This is a genomic window from Paenibacillus sp. UNC217MF, assembly GCF_000686865.1.
Taxonomy (GTDB): domain Bacteria; phylum Bacillota; class Bacilli; order Paenibacillales; family Paenibacillaceae; genus Paenibacillus_B; species Paenibacillus_B suaedae.
Genome location: NZ_JMLT01000003.1, coordinates 52,601 through 71,900 on the forward strand (window position 1 = coordinate 52,601; position 19,300 = coordinate 71,900).

The window sequence follows — 19,300 nt, forward strand, 5'->3', positions numbered from 1 at the left end:
AATTCAGGCCGATTCATGCCTAATTCTGCGCTTTCCCGAGAAATAATAGGCTGTACATTCCTTGAATTCTGTCTAAGCCGCAACTATCATCTACAAGTTATTACCCCAGCCCCATTCCGTTCACAAGAAGAGAGAGGAGCCCGATGCTAGGGCTCCTCTTATTATTAATTATACGAGTCCGAATAGACGTCGGCAGCGGCCAGGACGATTCGCTCGGAATCGTTCGACATTACCTTGATCCATGATCGTGACGTATACCGTACAGCCGTCTTCGCCGCCGAATGTTACATTCGTGCAGTTGCTTCCATGGAGGCGGATCTCTTCTGTCACGGTTCCGTCTGGAGCAAGAACCGCGACTGTTCCTTTGCCGAAGCGTGCGACATACAGATTGCCGTCAACATCACATCGCATGCCATCCAATCCAAAATCAGGGAACTGATGGAACAGACGCTTATTCGAGATGCTGCCATCCTCCTGAAGATCATATACCCAGATCCGTCGTTGAACCGATTCATTGACATAGAGCAAGCCTTCATCTGGGCTAACCTCGATGCCATTGGTCGTACCCATCCCTGATTCCAGAAGCGTCATTTCTCCATCTGGACGAATACGCCAGATTTGCCCTGTATCATCGGCCCACTTCGGATCGCTAGCAAATACAATATCATTTGCCATGATCGCAATATCGTTCGGTTGATTCATCGTTGGATCATGTGCCAGAACGTGCAGTTCCTTCGTAACGAAGGAATAGCGGAATACGTGATGCCCTGCATAATCCGCAATGCACATGTCTCCATTGCGAGTAAAGCGTATACCATTGCCAATGCATCCCTCAGGCAGCTCCAAGAATACGGAGCATTCGCCTTCTGGCGTTACCTTGCCAATCGTGCCCTGCCGTTCATAATTGACAGCATACAAGTTGCCTTCCTTATCGCAAGCAGGTCCCTCTATGCCTTGTGTAAATCCATGCTGTGGCGTAAATACCTCACTGCTTCGCATCTGAATCCCGGATCCATCAAACGTCTGATCCATGCAATCTCACTCTCCCTATTCGCATGTACATCATTTACAACGTTAACGATCTTGCAAGTGATAGGACTGTACAGAAGCAAATCGCTATCACAGTTGCCCTTGCAGCATGACAGCGATTCTATCCCCGCTTCCTAGCCTGAATCTACATTACTCTCAACACGAACTTCTGGAAGCTTGTATAAATGAATCAATGAATGATACTTGTCCAACAATTGTTCCCGCAAATTAATCATGATCTTCCATATCACCGGCATCCATTTGGAATGTACGCCATTTTTCCTTCTCTTGAACATGTGATTCAATCATGTCGCGCTTCAGTTCCCAAGCCTTCGTGCTTACGTCAACATGATACTGCTCCGGATTCGACTTGCGCAAATATTCCGGCCAGAACAGCTGAAGCTGCTCCTTATGGTAATTACGGATTTCTTCCAGATTCGGACGCTCATAGACTAGTTTGCCGTCCCGATATACAGGTTGAAGCAGCAGTTCTGCTTCATAGTGCTCTACATACTTGTGCAAATATGGATGAATCGGATCGAATAACTTAATCTTTGCCCGACGTTTTACCTCATCTTCTTCAGAGAGGCAAATGTAATCCGCAATTGCTTTTTTCTTCTTCTTATGAATAATGCGGTATACATCTTTCTTGCCTGGTGTCGTTACCTTCTCAGGATTAGCCGAAATCTTGATTGTCGGCTTCATCTCGCCGTTCACTTCACGCGATACGAGCTTGTACACTCCGCCAAGAGATGGCTGATCCGCTGCAGTAATAAGCTGCGTACCAACTCCCCACATATCCACGCGGGCACCCTGTGATTTCAAGTCTGAGATGGTATATTCATCCAGGTCATTGGACGCACATATTTGTACATCCTTCAAACCAGCATCATCCAACAACTTGCGGGCTTGAATCGACAAATAGGCAATATCGCCGCTATCGAGTCGGATGGCTTGCAGCTTCTTCCCTTTCTTCTCCAACTCCATACCAATCTGAATGGCATTCGGTATTCCACTGTGCAGCGTATCATACGTATCAACGAGCAGCGTCACCTGATCAGGCAATGCTTCAGCGAACACTTGGAATGCCTCTTCCTCGCTCTCGAAGCTCTGCACCCATGCGTGTGCATGCGTACCTTTTGTCGGAATGCCGAATCTGCGGCCTGCCAGCATGTTAGACGTTGCATGGAAGCCAGCCAAGTAAGCGGCGCGTGCCCCCCATAGAGCTGCGTCGGCTTCCTGTGCACGACGTGTGCCGAATTCCATCAGAATATCAGTGGAAGCAACATGCTTAATGCGCGATGCCTTCGTTGCAATGAGTGTCTGGAAGTTCATGAAGTTCAGCAGTGCCGTCTCAATCAGCTGAGTCTCGAACACGCGTCCTTCAACACGAATAAGCGGTTCATTCGCAAATACAAGCGTACCTTCCCGAACCGCATCGATCTGTCCCGTAAAGCAGAAGTTGCGCAGTTCCTCCAGAAATGCTTCCTCGTACTGCTCCTCCTGCATGCCGAGATACTCAATATCTTCTGTTGTAAAATGCAAGCGTTCAATATATTCAACGATGCGCTCAAGGCCAGCGAACACAGCATACCCGTTATGGAAGGGCAGCTTGCGGAAAAAAGCTTCGAACACAGTCTGCTGATTGTGAGTGCCATTTTTCCAGTGTGCATACATCATATTAATTTGATATTTATCTGTGTGTAGGGCCATTGATGTATTCATCAGGTCATCTCTCTTTCTACCACTTACCAGTCATACAGTATGCGGCATTAACTATTCTGTGCGGTACCCACTTATAATCTGAGCACCGAGTGAATTGCGGAAGTGCTGTAGCGCCCATTCATGCGCATGCTCATTGAAGGTGGCGACAGCATCCTCATGGACAATAATCTTATATCCCATATTATAAGCATCTACAGCTGTATGAAGCACGCAGATGTCCGTACATACTCCAACTAAATGGACTTCTTCAATCTGTCTTGCTCGCAGTCTCATATCAAGATCCGTGCCGCAGAATGAGCTGTATCTGGTCTTATCCATCCAGTATACTTCGGATTGATGGCGTTCGTATACTTCAGCTACTTGACCGTATAGATTGCGCCCATCCGTGCCCCTAATATTATGCGGCGGGAACAGAGCCGTTTCAGGATGGTAGGGATCTTGTTCTTCGTGCAGATCAACCGCCATCGTTACGAAATCTCCAGCATTCACGAAGGAATCTACCAACTCCGCAACACGATTCTCAATATGTACGGCCGGTTCCCCACATGGAAGTCGGCCCAATACAAAATCATACGTATAATCTATGACAATCAATGCCTTCAATTCCGAATCCATCTCCTCTCCGAGACCTGATATCCGATAGTTAGCTTAACGTCATTATGACAAATCGGTGCTAAATGTCAACCTCCCGCGCGTTGACCTCTCACGTGGAAAGTCCCCGTTGCCATCGTGCCAAGCTCCCCTTGCTCATTCACTACCGTGCCTTGAAGCGTGAGCACGCGCTTCGTTGCATGAACGACATGCGCCCTTACTTCCAATATGCCTGCCTTCATTGGTCGTAGAAAGTTCACATTCAGGCTTCCGGTAACAATATTCGGATCTTGCTTGTATGCGGAAGCGGCGATTCCCATCGCATTATCAAGCAGGGAGGACAACACGCCCCCATGTACAATGCCTATCATATTCAAATGGTGAGCCTTCGCATCTAGCCGGAGGATCACTTTCTTCTCATCCGCATGAACGAGCTCACAACCCAAGTATCCCCAGAACGAAGACTGCGCACGTGCCTCTAATTCATCCCACTGCAGATTCTGCTCATTGCTCATGTTAGCCACCTCTCGATTCTTCCGCCATTATTTACCTAATAGTATACTAACATTATGCCCTTACTTCACTAACAAATTGTTGAAAGTAGAGAAGGCCGATCTCTATCAACGACCGGCCTTCCCCTTCTATCTTATCACAATGCATGCATATTGCGCAGCATCTACTCTTTGTCCTTGTCTGTATCATCTGATGCGATCCCATCCCGATGGCCATCGCGCTGCAGCCGGCGCTGTGCCTCTTCCTCCACTAGCTTGCGCCTTAGCACCTTGCCAACCATTGTTTTAGGCAGCTCCGCTCGGAATTCAATTTGCCGCGGAATCTTGAATGCAGCGAGCTTAGCCCGGCACCATCCTTCCAGTTCCTTCTCTGTAATCGCAGCTCCTTCCACTGGCACGATGAAGGCCTTGACTGTCTCCCCCCGATAAGGATCCGGTACACCGATGACAGCTGCCTCTTTTACCTGCGGGTGCTCGAACAGCACTTCTTCCACATCGCGCGGGAACACTTTAAATCCGCTTGCATTGATCATTTCCTTCATCCGATCGACGATTGAGAAGAACCCGTCGGCATCCATCTTGGCCATGTCGCCTGTATGCAGCCACCCCTCTTTCAACACATCTGCCGTCTCCTCAGGTCGATTCCAGTATCCCTTCATGATCTGCGGCCCTCGTACAGCCAGTTCGCCAATGGCGCCGACTGGCATCGTCTCTCCAGTGTCTGGATTGACGATCTTAGCATCTGTATCGGGAAATGGAATGCCAATGGTTCCGATCTTCCGATATCCCCAGAGCGGATTCGCATGTGTAACCGGTGAAGCTTCCGTTAAGCCATAACCTTCAATTAACCGGCCTCCTGTAATGGCTTCGAACCGCTCTTGCACCTCCAATGGGAGTGGTGCAGAGCCAGACACGCACGCCTGCACAGACGATAGGTCGTACCGTGCTACCTCCTTATGGTGGTTAATTGCAATGTACATCGTCGGAGCTCCTGGGAAGATCGTTGCTCTTTCCTTATGAATGCACTCGAGCACCTGCATCGTATCGAACCGAGGCAGCAGAATAAGCTTGCTTGCCAGATGAATTCCTAAATTGAGCAGTACCGTCAAGCCGAACACATGGAAGCATGGGAGTGCCGCAAGGAACGTTTCCTTGCCGCGCTGCGCGCGATAGAACCAATTTGACGTCTGCACCGTATTGGCAATCAAATTATAATGCGTCAGCATCACTCCCTTCGCTCTTCCGGTTGTGCCTCCTGTATATTGAATCATGGCGACATCCTGTTCGGCATCCACAGAATGCGCGCTCGTTAGGGGCGCACTTGATGCGAGCCATCGCTTATAGCGAACAACACCCGGAACATCAGGAATTGCGAGCGATTGGCCATCCTTCTTCATCTTCAATGGATACAACCAATTTTTTGGGAACGGCAAATAATCCCGAATAGAAGTAACAATCATGTGATTCAGCTTCGTCTTCTGCCTCACATGAAGTACACGAGCAAACAGCAAATCCAATGTAATGATCGCGGTTGCTCCGGAATCCTCCAGTTGGTGGGCCAATTCTCCCTCCATGTACAGCGGACTCGTCATCACCGCAATTCCACCCATCATCAATGTACCGTAATAGGCTATGATCATTTGCGGGCAATTCGGCAGCATGATGGCAACCCGCTCTCCTGGACTCACACCAAGTGAGCGCAGGCCTCCAGCAAATTGATAGACAGAAGCGAGTAGTTCACGATACGTAAGCGTCTTCCCCATAAACTCAATAGCTGCGCGCTCGGGGAATTCTGCCGCAGCCTTCTCTAGCAGGTGGGCCACATTATGCTTCGGATAGTCGAACGACGGTGCTACTTCTTCGGGATAATGGCGCAGCCATGGCCTTTCATCAGAATAGGCATTCATGATGCTACTCCCCTTCCTCGTTCTAGTTGCGCTTCACCATGCATCAGCGCATATTGATTGCTGCTCATTGTTAATCTAGACAACGGTGTAACGCTCGTTCGCAATAATGCGTGCAGCGATAGCCCGCTTCCGCGAGGTCAAGGATAATGGAGTGGTGCGGCTGAATTTCTTGAGCAGCGATAACTGCGTGCGAAGGGCATCTCCTGATGCTGCTTCTTGAAGCGTTTCTTTGGCTCTCTGTTCAATTACCTGAAGCGCATCACGAACGAACACCTGTGTCATTTGCAGAGCAAGCGCAGCCTTCTCTTCACCTAAGCGGCTAACCAGCTTATCCGTTCGGAGAATCGCACTTTCTGCTGCGTAAATATAAATCATCATGTCTGCGAGTGCGGAAAGAACCTCCTGCTCTTGCTCGATGCGCGTACCATACTTCTGAACCGCCGTTCCGCCCACAACGAGAAAAGCAGTTTTCATTTGGTTCAACAACTTATAAAGTTCAGCCATTGGGCCATCTTCTTCATCGCCAAGTGAAGGGCTGAATGCCAGAACCTCTTCCTGCAGCTGCTCTAGGCGCTCCATTAACGGAAGCTCACCCTTTAATGCTTTTTTCAGCAAGGTGCCAGGGATAAGCAGTCGATTAATCTCATTCGTGCCCTCGAATATCCGATTAATGCGTGCATCACGATAGATCCGCTCGACCTTGTATTCTTGGATATAGCCATAACCGCCATGGATTTGCACGCCCTCATCCGCAATCGTGTTCAGTGCTTCACTGCCAAATACCTTAATAATGGAGCATTCAAGCGCAAACTCGGCGATTGCTTTGGCCGGAGATACGCCTGCATGGGCTGAATCTTGCGCTCCCGTACTGGAAGAGCCATCATTGACGCCTTGCAGCATCGCATCAATATATCCTGATGTTCGATATACCATGCTCTCTAACACATAGGTCAGCGTATTCATCTCCGCGAGCTTCTTCCCAATAAGCGGGAAACTGCTGATTGGCTTGCCGAACTGTGTGCGAGCATTCGCATATGCGGAAGCCAACTGGATCGTTTCCTTCGCCGCACCCAAACAGCCTGCCCCCAGCTTGAATCTGCCTATATTCAAAATATTAAATGCGATCAGATGCCCCTTGCCGATTTCGCCAAGCACATTTTCAATCGGAACACGGACATGATCGAAGTAAATCGGGCAGGTGGATGAGCCCTTGATCCCCATCTTTTTCTCTTCCGGCCCAACCGTAAATCCTTCCATGCTTCGCTCCACAATAAATGCTGTAAATTTCACACCATCTACCTTGGCATACACAATGAAAATATCTGCAAAACCTGCATTCGTAATATACAACTTCGATCCGCTCAGAATGTAATGAGTACCATCATCAGACAGCTTAGCCGTTGTTCGTGCGCCGAGCGCATCAGAACCGGATGCTGGTTCTGTTAGACAATAGGCAGCGATCTTAGCGCCTGTCGCCAGTTCAGGCAAATACGTGCGCTTCTGCTGATCCGTTCCAAAGTACACAATCGGCAGAGTGCCGATGCCAACATGAGCGCCAATGGACAATGCGAAGGAAGATGCACGGGCCAAGTTCTCATTGACAATCGTAGAGCTTACCTTATCGAGACCAAGCCCCCCATAGGCTTCTGGGATATCTGTCGCTAACAGTCCAAGCTCTCCTGCCTTGCGCATCAATTGAACAGTCAGCTCATAATTAAGATGTTCAATATCCTCATCATGCGGCAGCACATCTCCCTCAACAAATGCCTGGGTCGTGTCCGCGAACAATCGCTGCTCCGAAGTGAAATCCTCTGGTGTTACTACCCACTCCAGATTCGGCTCGTCAATGACGAAGCCACCGCCTCTTACACGCGTCGTAGACGCAGCTTCCATGCTTCATTCCTCCTATCCATTCTCATTCTTGATCCCGCCGTCTTCCTGTCTAGTACGATTCATGCAGACAAGTCTATGTGCCGTTAATCCTCATCCGAATCTTCGATGCGATTGCAAGATCCTCACCGTTCTCTTTACGCGGCGGCAGAACCTCAAATACGCCTGCAGCCCCCATCCCGCCGCCGATGCACATGGACACAACACCAAGACCACCACCTCTGCGGCGCAGCTCATAAATGAGACTTGTGGTCAGCTTCGCGCCCGTGCAGCCAAGCGGATGACCAAGCGCAATCGCTCCACCATTTACATTCACAATGCTGTCATCAAGTCCCAGCTCCTGAATGACTGCAAGGCACTGTGCGGCAAATGCCTCATTTACCTCATAGAGCGCTACCTCTTCCTTCGTGATTCCTGCAAGGCGAAGCGCCTTCGGGATAGCTTCAACTGGTCCGATGCCCATCACTTCAGGCGGGACGCCCGCAACGGCAAACGAACGGTATACCGCGAGCGGTTCCAACCCTAGTTCTTCTGCCCGCTCCCGGCTCATTACCATGACCGCGGCCGCTCCATCGCTATACGGTGAGGAATTGCCAGCTGTTACAGAGCCCTGTGCGGCAAAAGACGGCTTCAGCTTGCGCAACGTATCCTCATTTGTCTCTGGGCGAATGCATTCATCTATTCGAAAATCGATGGTCGTACTCTTCAGTTTGCCGCCTGCTTCCTCCCAAGTTCGCTTAGCCTGAACGGTCACCACTTCATCGTTGAATTTCCCGTCCGCATAGGCTTGAACGGCACGTTGGTGGCTCCTTGTCGCATATGCATCCTGCATCTCGCGGGTTATGCCAAATTGCTTGGCGACCCGTTCCGCTGTGTGACCCATACTGATATAGATCTCAGGACGTTCTTCAGAGATAACCGGATGAGGAGACAGCTTGAAGCCTGTCATAGGAACATGTGACATGCTCTCTACGCCTCCGGCGATATTGACATCCGCAGCTCCTGTCATAATCCGCTCCGCTGCATAGGCAATTGCCTGCAATCCGGATGAGCAGAATCGATTGATGGTGACCCCAGGAACCGTATGGGGCAGCCCTGCATAAAGCGCGATTGTCCTCGCTACATTCAGCCCCTGCTCCCCCTCCGGCATCGCACAACCGAGAATGACATCATCTATGTCATGCTTCTCTAGTCCTGGGGTTCGCTCCAGCACCGCCTCAATGACGGTCCGTCCCAAATCCTCCGCTCTCGTGTCAGCCAGTGCTCCACGCTTTCCCTTGCCTACTGCTGTTCTTGCTGCCGCTACGATGACTACTTCTCTTAATGCTTTTGCAGGCGTATCCGCTACCATGCATATCCCCCTCTCACCCAATTGCCTTCCAGCAACAGAAACCAATGCCAGCTATCACCGCCCAGTTGCTCTGTTGCTGTTCTGTTGCTCTGTTGTTTTTCTGTTCTGTTGTTCTGTTGTTCTGTTGTTCTGTTACTGGTTGCTTCTTTGTTTCTTTGCTGCTATCCAAACCACTGCTCCGGCCCTGCTTGCCAGTATGATGTCTAATTCGATATGCCCTAATTGCGCAGCGGCTTCCCCTTGCTCAGCATGTGCTGCATCCGCTGCTGTGTTTTCCGTTCTCCGCAAAGAGATAAGAAGGCTTCCCGCTCCAAGTCGAGCAGATGCGATTCAGATACGAGGCGATTGGCAGGCACGTCTCCACCTGTAAGTACACGTGCGAGCTTGCGAGCAATTAACGCATCGTGCTCACTTATGTAGCCGCCCTCCAGCATATTGGATACGGCTAACTGCAGGACGCCAAAGCCTTCCCGTCCAGCTACGCGTATAGATGGTCGGCCTGCCTCCTGTACTTGCCCCACATACCCTGCCGAATCCATAGCGAGAACGGCCTGCTTCGCTTCATAGATACGGCGCTGCTCCGCGAATAGCACACGATCTTGGGATCGTACATAGGCGAGTCGCAGTGCATCATGACCGCTGTTCGACACTTTGGCCATGGCGATCGTCTCGAATGCGCGCACAAGTGATGCGTTCAGATCATCATCGGGATGCGGCAGCCGATGTGAGAGCGCAATCGCCGTTTCCTTGCAGCCTCCCCCACCAGGAATCAGTCCAACTCCGGTCTCCACTAGTCCGAAGTATGTCTCTGGACTGAACACAATCATATCGGCCGGCAGGCACGCCTCCACACCTCCGCCAAGTGTCATTCGGTGCGGTGCAGCAACGACGGGCCGCTGCAAGCCCTTCAGCTTCATCATCGCTCGCTGGAATTGGCGGATAATGAAGTCGATTTCGTCCCATTCCTCGGCCTGAGCTTCGCCGAGCAGAAGCATCACATTTGCCCCAACGCAGAAGTTACGTCCCTCATTCGCAACAATGAGACCTCGGTAGTCACGCGCTACGATATCTACGCTCTTCTCGATCATGGATAAAATATCTTCCCCGATTGCATTGTTCGGAGAATGGAATTCCAGACAGGCCACATCATCGCCGACATCAATAAGACTCGCACCGCTATTGCGTGCGATTGTCCTTCCCTGTTCCTTCAAAGAGCGAAGCAATATCGATTGTTCACTCTCCACGGCTTGCTGCCATTCTCCTGCCGCGGCGAAGAACAATCCGCTGCTTCGCTGCTCATAGAACCGCTCGTGACCTTGTTCCAGCCATGCCTCCACCCAGTTCGGAATTTCTGTGTCCTCCGCCCTCATGCGTGCGACACTATCCCGAAGACCAATCGCATCCCAGCATTCAAATGGGCCCAGCTCCCAATTGAAGCCCCATCGCATTGCTTTATCAATATCCTCGATATGATCTGCAATTTCCCCTACCTTGGAAGCTGCATAGCACAATACCTGCTTCATCATGCTCCAGATGAACTGTGAACCTTGGTCACGGCCGCTGATTGCAGCTCTCAGCTTGGCTGCCGTTCCCTTCTCCCGCTTCGCCTGCTGCAGTGTCACCGAAGCAACCAGCTGCCTCGGCCCATACGTCCAATCCTGCCAACGCAGTGCATGGATCGGATCTTCTCCAGGTAAACCGCTGCGTACCTTGCGATAGAATCCTTGGCCGCTCTTCTCTCCTAGCCAGCCTCGTTCTACCATTTCTTTGAACCAAGGCGGCAGAGCAAACGCATTCCGCTCCGCTTCTGTCTCAGCATGATCAGCCACATTGTTCGCTACATGGAGGAATGTATCTAGTCCGACGATATCCAGCGTTCGGAATGTAGCACTCTTCGGCCGCCCGATAATCGGCCCTGTTAAGGCATCGACCTCCTCGATGGTAAGACCGTACCGTTCCATTTCTTGAAGCGTGATCACCAAGCCGTACGTCCCAATTCGATTGGCAATGAAGTTGGGCGTGTCTTTGGCAATGACTACTCCCTTGCCCAGTCTGCGCTCACACCATTCCTTGGCCCCTTCTAATACCGACTGATCCGACAATGCATTCGGTATAAGCTCCACCAGATGCATGTATCGTGGCGGATTAAAGAAATGAGTGCCGACAAATGATCGCCTAAATGCTTCTGATCGCCCTTCCAACATGGATTCAAGGGAAATGCCTGACGTATTCGAGCTGATCAGCGTCCCTTCTTGCCAGTGGCGCTCTATTTGCGCCAGCACCGTGCGCTTCACGTCCACTCGTTCCGTGACCGCCTCAATAATCCAATCTACCTGCGCAAGTTCCTGCAAATGATCCGCTGTATTACCCGGTATGATACGCTCTGCGAACGCTTCCATATAGAGCGGTGCTGGGCTCGACTTCTTCAATCGCGCAATCGCTTGATTAGCGTGGCGGCTGCGGACATCTGGATGCTCCAGAGTCTTGCCTGCCTCCACTTCGTCCTCCGTCAGCTCTTCTGGCACGATATCTAATAACAGACATCGTATGCCTGCATTCGCCAAATGAGCTGCGATGGCAGCTCCCATTACCCCTGAGCCAATAACAGCTGCCCGTTGAACCTCATTCCATTGTTTCACCTCGGTACCCCTCCTACTGCAGGTGCATGGTATAGCCCAGCTGCCTTTCATTTGCACGTACACACTTCCCCGCAATCTGTCCTTCTATATTCCTCACCCCTTCTCAGACGCTGCCCAGGCCACCATGAGCAAGCCTCGTATGTCAATCAGCTAACGCAGCGTAGAAAAACGGCCATACAAGCATGCCGTGCTTCACTCCACCTCCCTGAACATTAGGTTCCACATACAGACTTGACGAGCAGCTCAGCAATATCGGCACTGCGCACATCGCTTCGCTCTTTCGCCTTGACACCATCCTCCATCATCGTGAGGCAATATGGACATGCAGACCCAATCACAGAAGGCTGAACCTGAAGCGCCTGCTCTACCCGCGCCACATTGACGCGCGTCCCAGACGTTTCCTCCATCCACATCTGACCACCGCCTGCCCCGCAGCACATCGCATTAGCCCCACTTCGTTCCAATTCAAGCACCGTTAGTTCCGGCACTGCACGCAGCAGTTCTCTAGGGAAGTCAATAATCCCGTTGTAACGTGCCAAATAGCAGGAGTCATGCCAAGCGACGCTCTCGTGAACCGGATGAACGAAGCGAATACGCCCCGCCTGCCACAACTGATACAGCCATTCTGTGTGATGATATACCTGCACTTCTGAATCCAACCCAAAATCCGGATACTCTTTCTTCAATGTGTGATACGTATGCGGACAAGCGGTAACGATCCTTCGGACACCATATTTGTGGAACGTTGCAATATTCTCTGTGCACATCTGCTGAAACAAAAATTCATTGCCCATACGCCGCGCGGTATCTCCTGAGCTCCGCTCTTCATTGCCAAGAACAGCAAATGCCACATCAGCTGCATGGAAAAGACGAATTAGTGCCTTCGTTACGTGCTGTGTACGCATATCATAGGAACCCATAGCTCCCACGAACAGCAGCACCTCGAAATCTGGACGCTCCTTAACCGTCGGCACAGTTATGCCTGTTTCCTTCGTCCACTCTGCGGCCCATTTGAATCTGTCATTGCGGCTGATCCCCCATGGGTTGCCCTGACGCTCAATATTTTGCAGCGCTCGTTGTCCGTCCACAGGCATTTGCCCTTGTGTCAGCACCAGATAGCGCCTCATGTCTACAATTTTATCGACATGCTCATTTCCGACTGGACACTGATCCTCGCAGTTGCGGCATGTTGTACATGCCCATAGTTCTTCCTCGGTAATAACATTACCGATCAAATCGATTGACTGAGCAGACGGATGCTGCTCATCAGGTATGTTTCTCAGCCATCTCTCCTGCTGCTTAGCCATCGTCCCCTGCATCCCTTGCGGAAATCGCTGCAGCGCAGCTGGCTCATCAAATGCACCTTCGGCCTGCTGCACACCTTCCTCCGCCATGCGGTGGAACGGCAGCGACCCAGGTGCTGCCAAGCTTGGTACCCACGGGTTGGTCGAAGTTATGGCTGCCCCTTTCTCGGTTAAGTGATCACGCAGCTTCGAGATGAGATGCATAGGAGAGAGAAGCTTGCCCGTATGCGATGCAGGACACACATTCGTACAGCGTCCGCACTCCACGCAGGCATACAGATCAAGCAGCTGCTTCCGCTCGAATTGCTCGATTGCTCCAACCCCGAATGATTCTGCCTCCTCGTCTTCCAAATTGATCATTTTCAGCTTCCCTGTCTCTTCCTCTGGACGCTTCAGCCAGAGATTAATCGGTGCAGTTATCAGGTGGAAATGCTTCGATTGCGGCACATATATGAGAAATGAAAACAAAATCAGCAAATGTAACCACCAAAATAATTCATATCCGACGGTGAGCCACAGTTCTGCATGTGCGCCAACTGACAAGGGCATTACGATAGCCGATGCAATTCCTGCCGAAATCGAGCCATTAGGCCCTCCAACTCCATTCATGGCCTCTAGCGCATAATCGAATGTCATGGTGCCAATGACAGACACCATCAATCCGCCGATGAAGAACAGTACAATTGAGGGCTTCCACCCCCGCTTCAAGCGAGGCAGCCTCTCCACGTAGCGTCGATAGACTGCAAACAATACTGCTATGAGCACCATGAGCACTGTCCATTCCTGAGCCACGATGAAGACATGATGAGCTGGCAGCGGCAGTGAGTGGCCGGTCAACCCCTTCCAAATCAAATCTAGTGCTCCGACCTGCAAATGGAGGAATCCGTAGAACATTACTGCATGCATAAACCCACTTCGCGGATCCTTCCACAGCTTGCCTTGACCGAACGTCTGTCCTATGGCACGCATGGTTCGCCTCGCCTGCTCGGTTGGCTTCGTGCCTGCCAGCCCCAAGCCTATGTAGCTGACTCGTCGTCGAATTGCAGCAGCGGCCAAGCATATGCCTATCGCAACAACGAAGAGAAAGACAAGCCATTTTACATAAATCAGCACCATACCTCCCCTCCCTTTTGGGTGATACATGCATGATCTCGTTTTGCTCAACATAGCTGTTCGTAATGAACTATGTTTGATGGATATGAGTTGGGACATGAAAAAATACGTTCTTGCCTTTTATGACCACTGGTTAATGAAATTCGAATAAAAGTAGTAGAGATAAGTCCGAAGATTTCTCCATACAATGATCGTAATGAAGCCGGAACTTGGGGTGATGACCTTGAATTTAGTTGTGCTTATGAAGCAAACGTTCGACACAGAAGAAAAAGTCATAATTACAGATGGTCTGCTCTCTGAAGACGGAGTAAAATGGATAATAAATCCCTATGATGAATATGCCATCGAAGAAGCCGTACGATGGAAAGAAAATCATGGCGGCGTAGTCACCGTAGTGACTGCCGGTCCTGATCGTTCCGAGGAAGCGCTTCGCATAGCGCTCGCAATGGGAGCAGACGAAGCCGTACATCTTGTTCTGTCGCCAAGTGAAACAGGGGAGATGGATGAATTCACAATCTCTCACTTGCTCGCAAAGACATTGCAGGAGAAACAGCCGGATCTAATCTTCTCTGGTCACTTCTCTGTTGATCAAGGCAGTGCTCAGGTTGCTGTCCGTGTCGCCAGCCTGCTCGACCTGCCACATGTCGCTGCGATCACTTCGATCGAGCGTATCGATGATTCGCAGGTAACGGTCAGTCGTGACGCAGAAGGTGATAACGAGAATCTCAAAGTGACCTTGCCTGCATTATTTACGGCACAGCAAGGATTGAACGAGCCCAGATATCCGACTCTACCAGGCATTATGAAGGCGAAGCGGAAGCCTATCGAAAAGCGGTCGGCTGCCGAACAGCTTCAGAATGAATCTTATGCTCCTGCCACAGAGCGAGTAGCCCTCGAGCTTCCTCCCCCAAGACAGGAGGGGCAGATATTGAAGGGCACTGTATCGGAGCAAGTAGAGCAATTGGTTCAATCGCTACGCGATACTTCCTCTCTCTTCTAACTCTTTCTAACTAGGTTGCAAATTGAACATGCACTTACTTGTAACGATTGAGCCTTAACATGAAGCCGCAAGCGTGCTATCGACTGGAAAGGAGTGCTGCTATGAGCCGCACATATGCTGTTATTGCTGAAATACGCGGAGATCGATTGCGCCAGGTTACATTCGAAGCGCTTGGTGCTGCCGCGCAAATGGCGAAGCCTGATGATCGAATTATTGTCCTTGTCATTGGGTTTCAACTTGCAGAGGACACAATCCAGTCCTTGATGATTCCAGGAATTGCGCAAGTTAGCTGCGCAGATGATGAGAGGTATAAATATTACGAGGCGGAGACGTATTTCGCGGCACTGCATGCCTTTACCGAGCAGCAATCGCCGGACGTCGTGCTGCTTGGGCATACAGCGATGGGACGTGATCTCGCGCCGATGCTAGCAGCTCAGCTCCATACAGGTCAAATATCCGATGTCGTATCGATTCGTGCGGATGACTCCGACACGACCTTCCTAAGGCCTGTCTATGCAGGCAAAGCATTAGAAACTAGACGCTTCGCCAATCAAGCACGACCTTGGATCATCACGGTTAGACCTAACAACTTCACTCCTGTTACTCAACAAGCGGGTTTACTTCCGACTTACGAGAGCATTCAGCAGCCGCAAGTTGATTCCTTGCTTGCCCCCGCCCCATCCCTACGGACGGTTGTCCACGAAGTCGTCACGAAGATGAGCGGCTCCGTTGATTTGTCAGAGGCCAAAATTATTATTTCTGGCGGTCGAGGTGTGAAAAGTGCCGAAGGGTTCAAGCCCCTGGAACAGCTGGCACGTGTGCTGAATGGAGCAGTCGGCGCTTCGCGCGGAGCTTGTGATGCGGGCTATTGCGACTACTCGTTGCAGATCGGACAGACGGGTAAGGTTGTTACACCTGAGATTTATTTTGCCTGCGGGATTAGTGGAGCCATCCAGCATATCGCAGGAATGAGTCAAGCTCGAATCATTGTTGCCATTAATATCGATCCGGAAGCCCCTATCTTTAAAGTAGCGAATTACGGGATCGTCGGTGATTTATTCGAGGTGGTGCCGCTGCTTACCGAACAATTCCGCAAGCTGCTCTCCTGATTGTTTCGCAGGCTGCCAACGGCTCAATCTCGCTGACGACTATACTGCTCCTATGCCGCATACGTCGTCTGTGTACCTTGGAGCAATGCTGCCTACTATGAAAGATAATCGATGATCCCCTCTCCGTTCATAAGAAAAAGAAGGCTTCCCACATCATCTGTAGGAAGCCTTCTTCTATTCAACCGTGCTTAATCGCATGATTCTGGCGCTTCAGGAGTTGCTGCTTCTACTTCAATCTTATCAGATACCGTATCACGAATAACCGACATAACCAGTTGCAGCATGTAATTCACATCGCTCTGGCTTTGCTGGAATTCCACAACGAGTGGAATATTGTCCAGTTCATCCTGGAGCTCACTAATCTCATTCTCGATCTTTTCTACCATCTTCGCATTTTGGAACGATTGGAAGGCAACCAGTTCCTTCTGCTTTTTCTTAATCATGGGGATCAGCTCTTGTACCCTAGTGTGCGTTTGAATTTGCTTCTCAGCTTGCTGATATTGCCGAACCTCATCCGTTGTTATGATGAGTTCAGACAACTGCTTCGCCTTCGCCATAATATCTTCTCGTACTAGCAAATCCCGCGTATTGAACTTCGGTATACCGCATCCCGATCGATGGGCGTGCTCCTCATGATCCGAGTGTTCTGCGTGTTCCGAATTCACCTTCGAAGATTGTGATTGTTGCGTCAATGAGAACCTCTCCCATCTATTCGGCCTGAATTGTATTGGTAAAATCTATCTCTTCTCGTTTATTGTATCCGAAAATAAAGAAAAGGTTAAGAAGTCATTTGCATCGGTTGTGTGACAAGCACACCCTTGATGTAATAGGACATCACATCTGTAATCTTAACATGAACGATTTGACCGATCAACGAGGCCGATCCTGCAAAATGGACAAGCTTGTTCGTGCGCGTTCGTGCGGATAGAATGTCCGGGTTATTCTTGCTCTCCCCTTCCACTAGCACCTCCACCACTTGATCTTGCAGCCTTTCATTGCTTCGACGGCTCTGATCCTGCAGCAGGGCGTTCAAGCGCTGCAGGCGCTCCTTCTTCACTTCCATCGGAACATTGTCTTCCATCCCTGCCGCCGGTGTACCTTCGCGCGGGGAATAGATGAATGTATAGGCAAAGTCGAACTCTACCTCCCGTACAAGTGACATCGTTTCTTCGAACTGTTCGTCCGTCTCGCCAGGGAACCCCACAATAAAATCCGTTGTAAAGACAACATCCGGTATCGCCTGTTTGATTTTAAATGCCAACTCCAGGAAGCGCTCCCGATCATACTTGCGGCTCATCTTCTTCAATATTTCCGTGCTCCCTGACTGTACAGGAAGATGAATATGCTCAACCAGGTTGCCGCGCTTCGCAAGCACTTCAATTAATCGATCGTCAAAGTCTCTTGGATGTGAAGTAGTGAAGCGGATACGCGGCACATCAATAGTTCGAATTTCGTCCATCAGATCGCCAAACGAGTAATCGATGTCCGTAAAGTCTTTGCCGTAAGCGTTGACGTTTTGACCAAGCAGTGTAATTTCCTTGAATCCTTGACGAGCCAAGTCTCTTACTTCGGCAATTACGTCTTCCGGACGGCGGCTGCGTTCTTTGCCACGGGTATAAGGAACGATGCAATATGTACAGAACTTATCACAGCCATACATAATGTTGACCCAAGCTCGCATCCCTTCCCGCTTCTTCGGCAGATTCTCGATGATGTCGCCTTCCTTAGACCACACTTCCACGACCATTTCCTTGTTAAACAAGGCATCGCGCACCAAGATCGGCAAGCGGTGAATATTATGCGTACCGAATACGATATCAACAAATTGATGCTTCTGCATAATGCGATTCACGACATTTTCTTCTTGGGACATACAACCGCACACGCCAAGAATAAGCCCAGGTCTTTGCAGCTTCAATGTCTTCAAATGTCCAAGCTCACCAAATACTTTATCTTCTGCATTTTCACGAATCGCGCATGTATTTAATAAGATAATATCTGCTCGTTTGCGGTCTTCCGTTTTTTCATAGCCCATCTGTTCAAGCAAGCCGCTCATCGTCTCGGAATCATGCTCGTTCATTTGGCAGCCAAATGTATAGATAATATATTTCTTTCCAACACCTAGTCCCTGCAGCTCCTCAGGCACGGCCTGATCATAGTGTACCTGTACATCCTGCTTGCCCCTCTGCTTCTCCTGACGTTGGTTAGGCTCCGAAATAATGTTGATTTCACGACCATTTATACGAATCCGTTTACCTTGTTCATCCTCGGAAATGACTTTGGCATTCGAGAAATCAAAATATTTGGAGTAATCTTTCGACTCTTTGTTCATTGGTCGGCACTCCTTCTTCTCATTCGATTCTGTAGTCTGTAGGTTATCTATGTACATGAACATCACTTCAAATTATACCATCATCCGAAGTGGAGAGCCAAGAATGAACTTCCAGATTTAGTATGAACTCTGTTCTTACGAAGTGGTATCTATGCAAAAAAGGCGCAGCCCTGTGAGGACTGCACCTTTCATTTCGAAAGTATGATTCAATAATTAATCAATGATCTCAGCAGTATCGCCGTTTTTCACGCCAGAAGCATTCGCTTCGTCTGTGTCGATATGCATGTCCAATGCAAAATTCTCAGATACGCGTGCAACCACGTGTTCAAATACAACACCGCGCTCTCCACCTACACGTACGCGAAGCTTTTGCTTGTCTTGAATCCCCCATTTTTCTGCATCAGAAGTATGGAAGTGAATGTGACGAGCAGCTACGATAACGCCGTCTTGCAATTCAACTTCCCCTGCAGGTCCTTTTACAAGAACGCCTGGTGTACCTTCGATATCTCCAGATTCGCGAACAGGTGCTTTTACACCGATTGCGAAGGAGTCAGTGCGGGAAATTTCCAATTGGGATGCAGGACGTGCTGGTCCCAAAATACGAACTTTATTGAAGGAGCCTTTGGAGCCTACAACTTCAACTGTTTCATTCGCAGCAAACTGTCCTGGTTGGGACAATGGCTTGAACTCCGTCAATTGATAACCTTTACCGAACAAAATCTCGATATGTTCTTGAGTCAAATGAATATGGCGAGCGGATACGCCGACAGGTACGTTTTTCATTTCTCTTCCACCTCA

At 50.0% G+C, this 19,300-nt stretch carries 14 protein-coding genes; 2 read left to right on the top strand and 12 right to left on the bottom strand.

Translation table 11 applies throughout. The annotated features are described in order from the left end of the window. Positions 1–168: 168 nt before the first annotated feature. The 9 genes from BP95_RS0100300 to BP95_RS0100350 form a co-directional block, all read right to left on the bottom strand. Entirely contained in the window at positions 169–1,032 is an 864-nt protein-coding gene (locus BP95_RS0100300) for an SMP-30/gluconolactonase/LRE family protein (RefSeq protein ID WP_036666479.1), read from the bottom strand. 225 nt (positions 1,033–1,257) lie between these two features. Further along, complete coding sequence (locus tag BP95_RS0100310; protein WP_021262387.1) at positions 1,258–2,754, bottom strand: nicotinate phosphoribosyltransferase; 1,497 nt, start codon at positions 2,752–2,754, stop codon at positions 1,258–1,260. 51 nt (positions 2,755–2,805) lie between these two features. Beyond that, entirely contained in the window at positions 2,806–3,357 is a 552-nt protein-coding gene (locus tag BP95_RS0100315; protein ID WP_028531167.1) for a cysteine hydrolase family protein, read from the bottom strand. Positions 3,358–3,434: 77 nt separating this feature from the next. Then, positions 3,435–3,860 carry a PaaI family thioesterase gene (locus tag BP95_RS0100320; protein ID WP_028531168.1) on the bottom strand — a complete coding sequence of 142 codons (426 nt, stop codon included), beginning with the start codon at positions 3,858–3,860 and terminating at the stop codon, positions 3,435–3,437. Between the two features lie 161 nt (positions 3,861–4,021). After that, positions 4,022–5,764, bottom strand: coding sequence for a long-chain-fatty-acid--CoA ligase (locus tag BP95_RS0100325; protein WP_028531169.1), 1,743 nt, complete (start codon positions 5,762–5,764; stop codon positions 4,022–4,024). Between the two features lie 75 nt (positions 5,765–5,839). Then, the gene (locus tag BP95_RS0100330) at positions 5,840–7,657 is read right to left on the bottom strand and encodes an acyl-CoA dehydrogenase family protein (protein WP_028531170.1); all 1,818 of its coding nucleotides are present in this window, start codon (positions 7,655–7,657) and stop codon (positions 5,840–5,842) included. A 73-nt stretch (positions 7,658–7,730) separates the two neighbouring features. Continuing rightward, positions 7,731–9,005 (bottom strand): acetyl-CoA C-acyltransferase, encoded by a 1,275-nt coding sequence (locus BP95_RS29300; protein ID WP_081819783.1) that lies wholly within the window; start codon positions 9,003–9,005, stop codon positions 7,731–7,733. Positions 9,006–9,223: 218 nt separating this feature from the next. Further along, positions 9,224–11,644 (bottom strand): 3-hydroxyacyl-CoA dehydrogenase NAD-binding domain-containing protein, encoded by a 2,421-nt coding sequence (locus tag BP95_RS0100345; protein ID WP_028531171.1) that lies wholly within the window; start codon positions 11,642–11,644, stop codon positions 9,224–9,226. A gap of 212 nt (positions 11,645–11,856) precedes the next feature. Continuing rightward, the gene (locus tag BP95_RS0100350; protein ID WP_028531172.1) at positions 11,857–14,064 is read right to left on the bottom strand and encodes a (Fe-S)-binding protein; all 2,208 of its coding nucleotides are present in this window, start codon (positions 14,062–14,064) and stop codon (positions 11,857–11,859) included. Positions 14,065–14,284: 220 nt separating this feature from the next. Here BP95_RS0100350 and BP95_RS0100355 point away from each other — a divergent pair, with 220 nt between their 5' ends. After that, the gene (locus tag BP95_RS0100355; protein ID WP_028531173.1) at positions 14,285–15,061 is read left to right on the top strand and encodes an electron transfer flavoprotein subunit beta/FixA family protein; all 777 of its coding nucleotides are present in this window, start codon (positions 14,285–14,287) and stop codon (positions 15,059–15,061) included. 101 nt (positions 15,062–15,162) lie between these two features. After that, positions 15,163–16,170, top strand: a complete 1,008-nt coding sequence (locus BP95_RS0100360; protein ID WP_028531174.1) for an electron transfer flavoprotein subunit alpha/FixB family protein — start codon at positions 15,163–15,165, stop codon at positions 16,168–16,170. Positions 16,171–16,358: 188 nt separating this feature from the next. Here BP95_RS0100360 and BP95_RS0100365 read toward each other — a convergent pair whose 3' ends face one another. From BP95_RS0100365 to pduL, 3 genes are all read right to left on the bottom strand, one after another. After that, on the bottom strand, positions 16,359–16,862 hold the full coding sequence (locus tag BP95_RS0100365) for a YlbF/YmcA family competence regulator (protein WP_028531175.1): 504 nt from the start codon (positions 16,860–16,862) through the stop codon (positions 16,359–16,361). Between the two features lie 86 nt (positions 16,863–16,948). Next, entirely contained in the window at positions 16,949–18,502 is a 1,554-nt protein-coding gene (gene miaB, locus BP95_RS0100370; protein ID WP_028531176.1) for a tRNA (N6-isopentenyl adenosine(37)-C2)-methylthiotransferase MiaB, read from the bottom strand. Positions 18,503–18,715: 213 nt separating this feature from the next. Continuing rightward, on the bottom strand, positions 18,716–19,285 hold the full coding sequence (gene pduL / locus BP95_RS0100375) for a phosphate propanoyltransferase (protein WP_021256473.1): 570 nt from the start codon (positions 19,283–19,285) through the stop codon (positions 18,716–18,718). Positions 19,286–19,300: the final 15 nt, after the last annotated feature.

Bases quoted from the DNA above. Each gene is read 5' to 3' on its own strand.
- miaB (WP_028531176.1), bottom strand. From the start codon at position 18,502: ATGAACAAAGAGTCGAAAGATTACTCCAAATATTTTGATTTCTCGAAT.
- BP95_RS0100350 (WP_028531172.1), bottom strand. From the start codon at position 14,064: ATGGTGCTGATTTATGTAAAATGGCTTGTCTTTCTCTTCGTTGTTGCG.
- pduL (WP_021256473.1), bottom strand. From the start codon at position 19,285: ATGAAAAACGTACCTGTCGGCGTATCCGCTCGCCATATTCATTTGACT.
- BP95_RS0100360 (WP_028531174.1), top strand. From the start codon at position 15,163: ATGAGCCGCACATATGCTGTTATTGCTGAAATACGCGGAGATCGATTG.
- BP95_RS0100325 (WP_028531169.1), bottom strand. From the start codon at position 5,764: ATGAATGCCTATTCTGATGAAAGGCCATGGCTGCGCCATTATCCCGAA.
- BP95_RS0100330 (WP_028531170.1), bottom strand. From the start codon at position 7,657: ATGGAAGCTGCGTCTACGACGCGTGTAAGAGGCGGTGGCTTCGTCATT.
- BP95_RS0100300 (WP_036666479.1), bottom strand. From the start codon at position 1,032: ATGGATCAGACGTTTGATGGATCCGGGATTCAGATGCGAAGCAGTGAG.
- BP95_RS0100310 (WP_021262387.1), bottom strand. From the start codon at position 2,754: ATGAATACATCAATGGCCCTACACACAGATAAATATCAAATTAATATG.
- BP95_RS29300 (WP_081819783.1), bottom strand. From the start codon at position 9,005: ATGGTAGCGGATACGCCTGCAAAAGCATTAAGAGAAGTAGTCATCGTA.
- BP95_RS0100320 (WP_028531168.1), bottom strand. From the start codon at position 3,860: ATGAGCAATGAGCAGAATCTGCAGTGGGATGAATTAGAGGCACGTGCG.